Source organism: Mesotoga prima MesG1.Ag.4.2, from assembly GCF_000147715.2.
Classification (GTDB): domain Bacteria; phylum Thermotogota; class Thermotogae; order Petrotogales; family Kosmotogaceae; genus Mesotoga; species Mesotoga prima.
The window spans coordinates 2,037,265-2,050,290 of sequence record NC_017934.1; the positions used below are offsets into that span (position 1 = coordinate 2,037,265).

Genomic DNA, 13,026 nt, shown 5'->3' on the forward strand with positions numbered 1-13,026 from the left:
TTCATTTGCCTTTGACGATCGGTATAGGTTTTTATTTCGAATTTCCGGTTTGGAGGGATTTCATTGCGAATTCTTAGCGGTATGCGGTCTACAGGCAGACTTCACCTCGGTAATTTTATCACTCTGGAGAAGTGGAAAGAACTGCAAGACCAAGGGAACGAATGCTTTTACTTTGTGGCTAACTGGCACGGACTTACTTCCCATATAGACGAAACCTCTTCTTTTTACGATTGGAGTCTTGATATAGTGAGAACATACGTTTCGGCAGGTCTCGACCCAGAGAAATCTGTTCTCTTCATTCAGTCTGCAATAAAGGAGCATGCAGAGCTCTTTCTTTATTTCTCGATGCTCGTATCGGTTTCAAGGCTTGAACGAGTACCCACTTACAAGGATCAAAAGGAACAGATAACAGACAGAGATCTTTCAAGCGGCGGATTCTTACTGTACCCTGTTCTTCAGGCCGCAGATATTCTAATGTATCTTGCCACAGGAGTTCCAGTCGGTGAGGATCAGATATATCACGTGGAGTTGACAAGGGAGATCGCCAGAAAATTCAACAATCAGTTTGCCGAGGTCTTCCCTGAGCCGGAACCGATTCTCGCAAAGGTTCCAAAGCTTCCCGGAACGGATGGCAGGAAGATGTCTAAGAGCTACGGAAACTATATCCTAATAGACACAGATGAGAAAGAGCTATGGAAAATGATAGCTCCAATGATGACCGATCCGGCAAGAATGAGAAGGACTGATCGGGGAGACCCTGAAAAATGCCCGGTCTGGGATTACCACAAAGCATTCACTACCTCTGATGAAGAAAAGAGATGGGTTGTTGAGGGTTGCAAGACGGCGGGAATCGGTTGCATCGAGTGCAAGAGACTTCTTCATAAGAATCTAGTTCAAAGGCTTTCTCCCGTCTGGGAAAAACTCTCTCATCTAAAAGAGAATTCAGATGAGCTTTTCGAAATAATCGAAGATGGCAATAAGAAAGCTAGAGAGGTTGCAAAAGGGACAATGAAAAGGGTTATTGAAGCAACGAAGTTGGGGTGGTGAAGATGGAACAACTCGAACTGGTCTTCAGTTTCCCGGAATTTGAAGGACCGCTTGATCTACTGGTTTTTCTTGTTAGAAAACATCGGGTGGATATACGCTCAATTCCAATCACTGTCATAGCAGATGAGTTCATAACACACGTCAACAAGATGAAATCTCTGGACATGGTCGTCACATCTGATTTCCTCGTCATGGCTTCAACCCTTATGGAAATGAAGTCTAAAGCGCTTCTCCCAAGAATGAGTGGCGGCGAAGCCGAAACATTTGACAATCAGAGAAAGGAACTTTACAGGAGAGTAGAAGAGTATAAAGCTCTCAAGGACCTTTCCAAAGAATTTCGGGTCAAGCTCTACGATGCTTACAGCTACGAAAGAGCTACGGCAAAACCGACGGTCGATCAGAAAAGGAAGGAAGATCTCCCCGAGGAACTGACGGAGGCCTTCAAGGCTATCCTCAAAGAGACGGTTCTGAGAGATAGAGTCTATACGATTGTCTCGGAAAGTATCAACGTCGAAGATCGAATGCTTCAGATAGAGCAGCTATACGAGACGATAGAGCTATACAAATTTCTAATGAGTCTCGAAAGCAGGTCGGAAATCATCGTCTCCTTTCTTGCAGTACTTGAGCTGTTGAAATTGAACAGATACTATCTTGACACGGTAGAACCTCTAACTCTCAGGAGGAAGGCTTCGTGAGCGAGGAACTGACAAAAAAGGCGATAATTGAAGCGCTGATATTCTCAGCAAGAAGCGGAATCGAGCCATCGAGAATCGCTGCGATCACGGGCATGAAACTAAACCAGGTAATGCTTCTCCTGGAGGAGCTGGAAAGAGAATACGGAGGTCATGAACACGGAGTTATGATCAAATCCGTCAACGGCAAACTCAGGTTCTATACTAAAGCCTCAATTCAGTCATTTGTAAGTCAGATATCTGTAAGACCTTTAGTAAGCATCACAGATACCCAGATGGAGTCCCTTGCGATAGTCGCGGTTAAGGGCCCGCTTACAAGAAACGATGTAGAACTTATAAGAGGTCGTTCCTCTCAGGGACAGCTCCTGGAGTTATCAAAAATGGGGCTCATAAGCAAGAGAAAATCTAGGCTACCTGGAAGGCCTTATCTCTACAAAGTTACCTCCCGTTTCTACGAGTTGTTCCAGGTCGATGATCTTAAGGAGATAGTAAACGGTTTGGCCTTCAGCAAGGAGGAAGATGATCTTGAAACTTCACGAGATAATCTCTCAGATAACGAACATGTCGAGGAGAAAGTCGACTCAAGCGATTCTGGACGGGAGAGTGAAAGTGAACGGCCGGATCGAGACTTACCCTAGGCTTGACGTTTTTTCCGAGAGTTCGGAGATTCTTCTTGACGGAAATAGACTGATTTTCTCTAGTGAAGAGAAAGTGGTTTATCTCGTCAATAAGCCAATAGGATACCTGAGTGCCATGAGTGATGATCGCGGAAGAAAGACGCTCTCCGATCTAGTCTCAGATCGAATAAAAGAAAGGGTATTTCATGTCGGAAGACTGGATCAGGACAGCTGCGGTCTGATACTCATGACGAATGACGGTGATCTTTCCAATCTTGTTTCCCATCCGGCATCGGAGATCGAGAAAACCTATGTAGTAGGAATAAAGGGAAAATTGACCGATCGCGATCTTGAAGCTGTGAAGGGTGGGTTGACGCTCGGGGATGGATTCAAGACGTCGCCTGCAAAGATAAGGCTTGTGAGAAGCGACGGCGACTTTTCGAAGTATGCGATTACCATTCATGAGGGTCATAAGAGAGAGATTCGGGAGATCTTTAGGGTATTAAACAAGTCTGTATCGAGCCTTGTTAGAGTATCCATAGGTCCTTTGAGCATATCTCTCGTTCCCAGTCCCGGCGACATCAAACGTTTGAGCCGCAAAGAGATCGCATTACTGGAAAACGGGGCCCATCGCAAGGCCCCGAAGAAAGCTCAGAGAAAGAATAATTTTGGGAGTTAGAGTTAAAGACTAGTCGGTTAGATCGACGACGAAAGCCCCTATATATGTATCGGCCGCGCCGTAGTATAGTATGAGTCTATCTTCTTTAATCACAGCCCCTTCTATGAATATTACGTTTGGAACCTGCCCTTGTTTCTCCCAGGAAAGTTCCGGTTCTGCAAGAGGTTTGTCGGTTCTCTTGATAATCTTTCTGGGATTCTCGATATCAAACAAAGCAGCTCCAGGTCTATAAATCGTGGAGAAATCAGCACTGTTATATATCAACAGAATCCCTTCGTCAGTAATGATTGGCGCTGGCCCCGGTTCAATCAACCTGCTATCGAAACTTCCCTGTCTTGGTTCCATGACGGGTCTGGGGAAAATTGTCCAGTTCTTCAGGTCTGTGGAGTAAGCGAGTTTTATTGAGGAATCACCAAAATACATGTAGTACTTGTTGTCGATCTTCGCAGGTACTATAGCACCGGACTTTGACCAAGTGTCATCTTTGAATACCGGTCCCAGCTTTTCCCATTCTGCAAAGTCCTTTGAAGTTGCGATGCAAAGCCTAGCCTTTCCTCCATCGTATCCCGTGTAAGTAAGGATGTACAGGTCGTCAATCTTAACGATACGGGGATCTTCGCATCCACCTGGGATTTCATATGGTTCTGTTGGGTATATAAGGGGGGAAGGCTCTCTTGTAAATTCAAACCCATCGGTGGACTTCGCAAGGCCGATTCTGGATGTGCCGTTCCATCTACCCGTGCCACTCCAGTCTTCCGATCTGTAGAGAAGGTAAATTGTAGAGTCTACCATTATGGCGGCCGGATTAAAAACCGCTTTGCTTTCCCATTCGATCCCCTGTGGCATAAGAAGCGGAAAATCAGAAGCTCTCTCCATGGTGTATAGAGATTCGAAATCTATCGAAACGGCAACGCCAATTACACATGAGAAAAGCAGCACAATTACCAAAGATCTTTTCATCAAATCAACTCCTTATCCAGTTTACCACCGTCTCTTTGTCAATTGTGGCAAGAGCGATATGGTTATCGGCTGCGCCATAGTAGACAAAGTACTTTTCTTCATGTTCCACCATCGCATCGGAGAACACAACGTTGGGGACACCTCCGAAAATCTCCCACTCTTCTTCCGGTTCAAGGATCGGTTCATCACTCCTCTTTACAACTTTCTCGGGATTCTCCAGATCAAGGAGCATAAATCCAAGTCTATAAGTTGGACTTGCAGTATTTTCTACTCCGTGATAAAGGACTAGCCAACCATATTCAGTCTCTATTGGCGGGGCCCCCACGCCGATTTTAAGGTTGTCCCACTTACCAGATCTTGGACCGGCTATCGGGGTGAATTCCGTCCAGGTCCTCAGATCTTCCGAATACGCCAGATACATGTCGGGTTCGATCCTATGGAACATGAGATATCGACCTTTTACTTTCGCCGGGAATAGCGCAGCATCTTTGTTATTTACATCCGGGATTATCACTCCGTGACGTTCCCACCTGAGAAAGTCGGTAGTCGAAGCCATAGATATTCGTACGCCTTTTGGAGAGTAGGCCGTGTACTGCATATAGACTTTTCCTTCAATTTCTGTAAGCCTTGGATCTTCTACACCATAAAGCTCCCACTGACTCCCTGGAGTGAAGACCGGTTTTTCGAGGCGGTTGAATCTAACACCATCTAATGAAACGGCGTATCCCATTCTCGAAACCATATCTTCGCCCTGAGCCCTATAAATCATGTGAAACAATCCTTGGCGTTTTATAACGGCGCAGTTGAAAACATACTTGGATTCCCAATGATGTTGCGAGATCGGAGAAAATAGGGGATTTAACGGATGTCTTTCTAGTTTGATCACAACTCTCACTCCTCATTTCAATGACATAGAGATTCCCTGAAGAAAGTACTTTCTGAACACCAGAAATATTACTACCATCGGCATTGTTTGCAATACAGAACCGGCCAGGACTGGACCCAGATAACTCCCGTACTGCATATTAAAACTTGCAAGTAGTACAGAGAGAGGCATCTTCGAATAGTCGCTTACCACAATCAGTGGCCACATGAAATTATCCCATATTCCTATGAAAGTGAAGAGACCTACGATCGATACAGTTGAGCTTGTCAGTGGAACCAATACCTTGGTGATTATCCATAGATCATTGGCTCCATCCATTCTGGCCGCTTCCAGGTATTCGTTGGGAACTGCTCTGAACGACTGTGTAAACATGAAGACTCCCCAAGCAGAGACGAGTGAAGGTAGAATCAATGCCGTTCTAGTGTCTATAAGACCCAGATTTTTAATAAGAACGTACAGTGGAACTATGAATAAAAATCCCGGAAAGATCATCTGAAAGATTATGAAGTTGAATACGGCGTTTCTTCCCTTGAAGTTAAGCCTTGAAAGGGCGAAGCCAACAAGCGCTGAAGATACTAGGACACCGAGGGTAACTGTAACCGAAATGAAGATTGAATTGCCAAGAGCCTGAATAAATGGTCTCTCCATCTTGTCTGCGGCCTCAAGAATGAATCTGTAATTGTCCAGAGTAAACTGACTTGGAAGAAAACCTGAATAAATCTCATTGGTTGGTTTGAACGATGAGAGAAGCATCCATACATAAGGATAAATCCAAAGTATTGAGGCGGCAAAAAGAAATACATAAAGGATTATTGTCGGGACCTTCTTCATACAATCTCCACCTCCCTCTCGATCAGCTTCCTTGTAAGCAATACACAGCCATAGCTAAGTAATGCAACAACTATAGCCAGTGTTGAAGCGTACCCCGGGTTGATCTTCTGGAAGGCTGTCGTATAAATCAGCATTTGAAATGTGTATGTAGTTCTCATTGGTCCCCCTCCAGTAATCAAGAAAGGTTCCGTGAATATTCCGAAAGTCAGAGTAAGAGAGAGAACCAGTACCATGACAATCGACGGGTTTATCAAAGGTAGAGTTATCCTGAAGAACTTTGTCATCTTTCCGGCCCCATCAAGTTCTGCGGCCTCGTAAAGGCTCTCCGGGATTGCCTGAAGACCGGAAAAGAGTATTAGACCGTAGTATCCTATGAATTTCCATGTGACCATGATCGCTATTGAAAGAGTGGCCAGTTGAGGACTGCTGAACCAGGGAACCGTAATTCCAAAAATTGCTCTTGTTAATCCATTCAAGGGGCCGTTTATCGCGAAGAGCTTCTGAAAAATTATGGAATATGCCACTCCCGATGAGACATTTGCTACGAGAAATGCGAGTATGAAAAACGTTCGGAATAGCTTGACTCTCTTCAATCCAAGGGCAAAGAGTAAGGAAAGACCGAGAACCATGGGGATGAAGTACAGCATGAAGTTAAATGTATTGAAGAAAACTCTCCAGAACATTTCGTCCTGAAATAGTTCTATGAAGTTGTCAAACCAGATGAACTTCCTTGGGGTGAAGTAGTTCCATTTTGACAAAGCAAGTATAACAAGCCACACAAATGGGTAACCCCAGAATATTGCCGTGTATACCAAATATCCCCCAGACAGAGACCAGCCCTTTATTGCATCGATGGTTTTCAGTCTCTTCCTCACTCTCAATCACCCCTTCTCCTAGAAGAGTTCTCTCCTTACTCTCGTAGCAGAGTCTTTAAGTGCATCTAGCGGAGTTGATTTTCCATACATTATTTGCTCTATCAAAAATGTTGTGAGAATTTCCTGAACTTCAACAGTCTTCGTAGTCAAAGCCGGTGGAACGGCGTAGGCAACGTGGCTCGCATAAGCAGCGAACTTCGGATTGTCCTCCATATACTCCTGGAAGATGGGATTCGTCAACAGGTCTTCCCTTGCCGGAGGAAGATTGGTGAACTCCATCCACTTTCTGTCTTTTTCAATATCCGAATAGACCCACTTAATGAATTTCCATGCAGCCTCTCTGTGCTTTGTGGTGGCGAACATTACAAGCCCCTTGGTATCTGCGAAAGTGTAGATCGGTTTGTCCTCCGGATAATCATCGGGAACCGGAGGGGGAACGATTGTTATATGATCGAAGACATCGGGGAAGAGATTTCTCGCCTGGTTTATCTCCCACGGGCCGAAGATCCCTCCAAGGACAACACCGAAATAGAAAGGATTGCTTCCTAGATCAACTGCCGTCCAGTTGTTTCTGAACATGGTATCCATGAATGTGACGACTTTCTCGCCAGTCTCATTGTTGAAAAGCGCTCTGGCTTTTTCAACATCTAGATATGGAGCTCCTTCACTCGCGGCATAGTAGTAGGTTATGAAGTCGTACCATCGGTCGTACCAGTTTCTTCCCATTACCACAAGTGCTCCGTACTTCTCGTACGGCACGGAATACTTCTCGCTTATCTCGTAGATCTCAGAGTAGGTTCTCGGCGGTCTGTCATACCCAAGTTCCTTCAAGATGTCTGATCTCCACCACATCATTATAGGGTTAGAATAGATCGGGAGTACGTAATAGTTATCTCCGAACTTCCAGTTTTCAACGATGGAGGTCATCTTTCTTTGCTCCATGAGTTCCCAGAAATCAGGGAAAGAGTTGAGGGGAATAAGTATATCTGCTTCGATGAGTTGTGCGGCGAATCCCGAAAATATGTTCGTACAGATATCTGGCATTCTTCCGGAAGCGATTGAAGTAAGGATAGCCTCTTCTGAGGTTCCCGCAGCGGGAATAGTCGACCACTTGATCTGGATATCGGGGTTGTTTTCATTCCACTCAGCCACTACTTCCTTCCAGAAGCTTTCTTGGAGAGGATTGGGCGCTGTCCAGAAGACAAGTTCAACGGCGAACAATCCCACAAAGAGACACGAAAACAAAGTTAACAGAATCAATCTTTTCATGTGATTTACCTCCCTTTCTATAAAGTGCTTTCTCTCTGGACAAATTCAGTGAATAGAGAAATCTTTGTTGGACGCGGTTCATTACCAATTAGCAGACTTTGAAGCCTCCTAGATCCAACTACTCCCATCTCATGCTTGAATATCTTGAAAGTAGTCAGCGAGGGAGTAGTGGCCGAGGAGTTGACGATATCATCGAAACCCAAGATCGACACCTCCTCCGGTATCTTTATTCCTCTGGCTTGTAGCTCTTCCATCGCTCTTATCGCGGCGGTGTCGTTGCATCCAAATACGGCATCGGGAAGTCCGTATCTAGAAAGCAACAGATCGATGATTGCGCTCATATTATCATTATCTTCATCGTATTCATAAGCTTTGGGAAGATATCCGGCGCCTTCCATTGCAGAAATGTAGCCGTCAAAGCGGTCCTTGAACCCAAAGTGCGAAAGGGGTCCGTGGATATTTACAATCTTCTTGAGTCCTTTTGAAATTAGTTTCTTCATTCCGTAAATTGCCCCGTCATAACCGTCAGATACAACGCAGTCGACCTTTACGCCAGCGAGATACTGATCAATCAGAACAACCGGTTTCTTAGTCTCCTTTGCTTTTTTTATATCCTCTTCAGTAATCTCTCCACCTATCAGCAGGTATCCATCGTAGTCTTCCGAAAAATTATTTGAAGGAACAAGACTTCCTCGCATGTTGTTCCCCGCGAAAAACTCTTCTATTCCTTTGAGGACAATTGTGTAAAACTGATCGGATTGATCCGACAGGACGCGAAATAATCTCTTTCCTGCAACAATTCCAATATTGAACGCGAGCTTTCGACTTGCCAGAAAACTCGCGACTTTTGAAGGCTTGTATTCAAGTTCCTCGACGGCCAGCATAACCTTTTCTCTTGACTTCTTGGAGACATACCCACTTTTATTGAGCACTCGGGAGACGGTTGCTGTAGATACTTCGGCCAATTTAGCAACATCAGAAAGCTTAGCGGACAAAATTATCACCTCAGTATATGTAAACGCTTACATCTCTAGGATAAATATACCCTTATTTCGACTAGATAATCATGTCTATTCTAGATCCTTCTGGAACCTTTAGAAGCTTTTAGACATTGTAGAGATTAAATTTCGCAATATTGCTTTTATTTTCCGCCTTGATGGCTGCCAGGTAGCAATTTTGGTCAAGAGATAAAGATAAACTTCGCTAGAGGGAGATTAAATTATACAAGAGCTTACTATAATATATGGATGATCAGAGCAGCTCTAGATACTTTTAGAACAAAAACGCAATTAGATTCTATAATTTCAACAATATGTAAGCGATTTCATATCGACCTTAGGGAGGTGTTAATATGAAAAGGTTCTTGGTTCTTTTCTTCATAGTATTCTCAGTTTTTTCTGTTGCTGAAACAGTGAGAGTTCCAGTGTCTGTCAGCTCCTTCACTGGAGAACCCATTGCAGTAACGATATCGATGAGCGAGATCCTTGATCTTGTTGGAGTTGACTTTGACGCTAACTGGGATTCGCTGAGAGTAGTTCAGGATGGGGAGGAGCTTCCTTATCAAATTGACGATACCGATCTTAATGGCAAACTGTCGTCCGGGGATGTTATGGCCTTTCTGATTACAGGACCGGCAGAAATCACGGTTACCGACGATTTCGATATTCTTCCACCGGAGTTCGATGCAGTGGGAAAGGTTGTGGAGGAAGAAGGACAGTGGCTTATCGAGATTGGAGAAATAACTGCAGTAGCGAATAGCAAGGGTCTAGTAAAGGTTACAGGCTTTGGAGATGTAGAGGGCACGATAGTAGACGAACTGGGAATTGTGAGAATGTCCGGCTACGTTGGATCTACATACTACGTAGATGGTGAATACGGGCGACATGAGGAAAAGACAAGTGGAGACTTCATAGTAAAGGAAGCTACAGTTCTTCCGGCAGGCCCCGTAGGAATAACAGTAGTCAGCACGCTTGAAGCCCAACCGTTCCTCGGAATAACCCAAAAGATAATCACAACATTATTCAGCAATGGGGATATCATTTCTCATAACACCTTCGAATTTGCGACATACGCCGAACTAATGAAACTGCAAATAATGGCAACAAGAGTATTGACTGACGCAGCCGAAGACACGGTCCATACACTCCCGGTATTCAGAAGACTTCTTTGGGCCGATCAGCTGAATATTACGCCGCTAGAATATTGGCTTGATAGAAATGCGATCATGTTTTCCGGAAACAAACCTTACATAGTTTTTCCGGCTGTCGATTCGATGAGACCTCTCTGGTGGGGTGCAACATACATTTTTGCCTCCCAGGAGAGCTGGAGAGCCAACTACTCGCAGTCGTTGAAGACTGGTGTAGCAGAGATAAATCCAGAGGTCCCAGTCGTGGTCGCCGACTATGAAGAGTGGATGGGTGGCCTTACCTGGGTATATGAGAGCAGAGAATTCAGAGACGGATACTTCGAATGGATGCCAGGTGAGATCGATATCTTCGAGAGTACGAAAGACTACGTATCATCGAATTGGGAAGACTATGTAAAGCACTTTGTGGCAGGAGATGTTGTCAGTTTCAAGAGGGTTTACTCGATATACAGTGCCGACTCGATAGAGGACTCAATAGAGTTCGTTGAAATGAAGAAGTCAGAGATTCAATCACTCAAAATCGGAGAATAACTGATCCTTAATGAAGGGTGAGAGGCTTCCTCTCACCCTTTTCTTTTGGAGGTGCTTATGAAGAGAGCGTTGATCATTCTAGTACTTCTTATTTCGTTGATGCTTTTAGGAATTGAAGTTCAGATTAATCTGGATCATCTTGAGTTTCTCAGAGATCATTTTGTCGTTGAGGGAGAAAGTGTAATCGGTTACTGGATCTATGCAGACAGGCTTCCTGACGGCAATTATAGGCATGCCGACGCTCAGGGCGAAGGAGTGACATGCGTCGACGATGTAGCAAGGGCTGCAGTTCTATATTTGAGGCTTTTTGAAATCTCTGGAATGGAACAACACTACGATCGCGCTAAAGAAGCTCTCGAATTTGTTCTTTCCATGCAGGACAGTGATGGAGATTTCTATAATTTTGTCTTCGAGGATGGTAGCATCAACAGAAACGGTCCCACATCAAGAAAAGGAGGCAACTGGTGGGCGGCGAGAGCTCTGTATGCTCTTGCGAAAGGGGCTCGGGTTTCTCAGAATCTCGATCCAGAGTTCTCGATGCGCTTGGCAGATGCGGCCCAACGTTGTTTTCGAAAAATCATCGGTTTTGAGCGTGACGGTCTTATCCAGGGATACACTGATCTTTCCTCAGTAGTTCTTCTTGGAGCGGCGGAGTTGTATTCCATGAGCAACGATGTGCTATTGGGAGGTTTCATAAAGAGATGCGCAGCCGCTCTGCAGAGCAAAGTCATTCAGAATGAGGACTCGATTTTCAATGGTCTTGTCGACGAATCATCGCCTTCAGAACCGAGATACTTCTGGCACGGGTGGGGTTCAAGACAGCTGGAAGCGTTGGCAGTGGCGGGAGAGATTCTGGGAGACGACAGCCTTCTTGAAATCTCGACAGAATCATTCAAGCAAAGCTCTTTGCTCCTTATAAACGCGGGGCCCCTTTACTCAATTTCGAGCTATTTACAGCTCTTCCCGCAGATCGCCTATGCAGCTGAATCGGCAATTTCAGCGGGCTTCAGACTATATCACTTAACCGGCGATAGGGATATTGCGGCCATAACGGCTCTTCTTGGGAGTTGGTTCCTTGGGGTCAACAAATTGAATCAGTCAATGGTAGGAAAGAACGGGGAGGGATTTGACGGACTTGAGTTCTCACATGTGAACAAAAATGCGGGAGCGGAATCAACAATTTCCATGCTTCTTTCTCTGGAAAGAATCAAGAGACTTCCCGAAGAGTACGGAGATCTGTTCTCAGCAGCGATAGAGGTTCTCACCCCGGTAGTGGTTTTGGAAGCTGAATCTATGAGGGCGGGCCTTTCAGAATCGGAGATTATTCAGAGTACTGGAGTCTCAGGAAGTGCGGTGACCAAAATTTCCGGAGCATTTAGCTTACGTCAACCAGTCACCCTCGTAGAGGCTTCCTATTCAGTCTTTGCAGCTATAAATGAAGCAAGAACGAATGAAGTGGTTTTCACCTTGAGACTCGGAGAATCAAAATCGGAAAAGACGGTAAAAATCGAAGAGAAAACAGTGCAGAAGCTAGGAGTCCTCAAGGGAAATGGAAAAGAGACAACGCTTACGGTCGGAGGAAAACTGAGCGAAGGAAGCTTTGACATCGATCAGATCATTCTAGTGCCAGACATCGTTGCAGTTTATCTCGTTGAAGATGACGTATCGATTGTTTTCAATTTCAAAGGGTGCAGTGAATTTGACGAGGGAGTATCCGTAATCGATGGCAGGGTGTTTGAGAGAGAAAAGAGCGTTTTACAAGTACCGGTGCTTCCAGTAAGCCTTATTGAGATGAATGGTTTTGTCCATCTAGATCTGCTCAAGTATTTCGATAACAACGGAATTGCTACCTCTGACGAAAGGAAAACAGCAAACTTCGATAATCCTCAGGGACTATTCGGAGCTTCCTACATATCCTCAGAGCTTGAGAAAGCTATCGATTCCGGTTCTCTTGCTGTAGAAGACACCGAATTCATGGTTAATGTAGACGGAAACGACAACTTCAGGCTTACAGGACAGGCGCTGACATTTTCGGCAGAAATGTTCGACAAGATCTGCATTCTTGGTGCGGCGAATCACGGTGATTACACAGGCGAAGCTCTTCTAATTTATGAAGACGACTCTCAGCAAGTGATTCCATTGTCTTTTTCCGACTGGTGTGGAGGTCCCTCTACAGGGGAGAAGATCGCCTTCGAGTTTTCAGGTAGATATGATAATACAGGCAACACGGAGAGAATAAAATGCATGTTGTATTACCGTTGTGTCGATCTTCTTGAGAAGCCTTTGAAGGGAATAGTATTACCTCAAATGCCTAATGTTCATGTTTTCGCAATTTCTCTTTCTAGAGCTGAACCCGGTTCTCAGGAAGAGTAACTGCGGATTTTAGAACATAAATTTTGATGTGGAAGACCGATTGCATGATAAGAACATATGCCCTTTAGAAAACTAGATCCCAAAATGAATTCGGGATGACACTGAACGAGATCCCGAAAG

12 protein-coding genes are annotated in these 13,026 nt (G+C 44.8%); 6 read left to right on the forward strand and 6 right to left on the reverse strand.

What is annotated here, in order from left to right; all coding sequences use genetic code 11:
* Positions 1 to 63: 63 nt before the first annotated feature.
* From trpS to THEBA_RS09550, 4 genes are read left to right on the forward strand one after another with little or no spacing between them, the layout of a single operon-like run.
* On the forward strand, positions 64 to 1,047 hold the full coding sequence (gene trpS / locus THEBA_RS09535; protein ID WP_014731349.1) for a tryptophan--tRNA ligase: 984 nt from the start codon (positions 64 to 66) through the stop codon (positions 1,045 to 1,047).
* Between the two features lie 2 nt (positions 1,048 to 1,049).
* Entirely contained in the window at positions 1,050 to 1,742 is a 693-nt protein-coding gene (locus THEBA_RS09540) for a segregation and condensation protein A (RefSeq protein WP_014731350.1), read from the forward strand.
* Positions 1,739 to 2,377: an SMC-Scp complex subunit ScpB gene (gene scpB / locus THEBA_RS09545; RefSeq protein ID WP_014731351.1), complete on the forward strand. Its 639-nt coding sequence runs from the start codon at positions 1,739 to 1,741 to the stop codon at positions 2,375 to 2,377. Before THEBA_RS09540 ends, scpB begins: the two co-directional genes overlap by 4 nt.
* On the forward strand, positions 2,259 to 3,035 hold the full coding sequence (locus tag THEBA_RS09550) for a pseudouridine synthase (protein WP_121526744.1): 777 nt from the start codon (positions 2,259 to 2,261) through the stop codon (positions 3,033 to 3,035). Before scpB ends, THEBA_RS09550 begins: the two co-directional genes overlap by 119 nt.
* A gap of 9 nt (positions 3,036 to 3,044) precedes the next feature.
* Here THEBA_RS09550 and THEBA_RS09555 read toward each other — a convergent pair whose 3' ends face one another.
* From THEBA_RS09555 to THEBA_RS09580, 6 genes are read right to left on the reverse strand one after another with little or no spacing between them, the layout of a single operon-like run.
* Positions 3,045 to 3,995, reverse strand: coding sequence for a glycoside hydrolase family 130 protein (locus THEBA_RS09555; protein WP_014731353.1), 951 nt, complete (start codon positions 3,993 to 3,995; stop codon positions 3,045 to 3,047).
* Positions 3,996 to 3,999: 4 nt separating this feature from the next.
* Positions 4,000 to 4,881 (reverse strand): glycoside hydrolase family 130 protein, encoded by an 882-nt coding sequence (locus THEBA_RS09560; RefSeq protein ID WP_014731354.1) that lies wholly within the window; start codon positions 4,879 to 4,881, stop codon positions 4,000 to 4,002.
* Positions 4,882 to 4,893: 12 nt separating this feature from the next.
* Positions 4,894 to 5,712, reverse strand: a complete 819-nt coding sequence (locus THEBA_RS09565; RefSeq protein WP_014731355.1) for a carbohydrate ABC transporter permease — start codon at positions 5,710 to 5,712, stop codon at positions 4,894 to 4,896.
* On the reverse strand, positions 5,709 to 6,593 hold the full coding sequence (locus tag THEBA_RS09570) for a carbohydrate ABC transporter permease (RefSeq protein WP_014731356.1): 885 nt from the start codon (positions 6,591 to 6,593) through the stop codon (positions 5,709 to 5,711). Before THEBA_RS09570 ends, THEBA_RS09565 begins: the two co-directional genes overlap by 4 nt.
* Before the next feature lie 12 nt (positions 6,594 to 6,605).
* Positions 6,606 to 7,856, reverse strand: a complete 1,251-nt coding sequence (locus THEBA_RS09575; RefSeq protein ID WP_014731357.1) for an extracellular solute-binding protein — start codon at positions 7,854 to 7,856, stop codon at positions 6,606 to 6,608.
* Between the two features lie 17 nt (positions 7,857 to 7,873).
* Positions 7,874 to 8,851, reverse strand: coding sequence for a LacI family DNA-binding transcriptional regulator (locus THEBA_RS09580; protein ID WP_014731358.1), 978 nt, complete (start codon positions 8,849 to 8,851; stop codon positions 7,874 to 7,876).
* A gap of 356 nt (positions 8,852 to 9,207) precedes the next feature.
* Here THEBA_RS09580 and THEBA_RS09585 point away from each other — a divergent pair, with 356 nt between their 5' ends.
* On the forward strand, positions 9,208 to 10,533 hold the full coding sequence (locus THEBA_RS09585) for a hypothetical protein (RefSeq protein WP_014731359.1): 1,326 nt from the start codon (positions 9,208 to 9,210) through the stop codon (positions 10,531 to 10,533).
* Between the two features lie 57 nt (positions 10,534 to 10,590).
* Positions 10,591 to 12,906 carry a prenyltransferase/squalene oxidase repeat-containing protein gene (locus THEBA_RS09590; RefSeq protein ID WP_014731360.1) on the forward strand — a complete coding sequence of 772 codons (2,316 nt, stop codon included), beginning with the start codon at positions 10,591 to 10,593 and terminating at the stop codon, positions 12,904 to 12,906.
* The last annotated feature ends 120 nt before the right edge of the window (positions 12,907 to 13,026 follow it).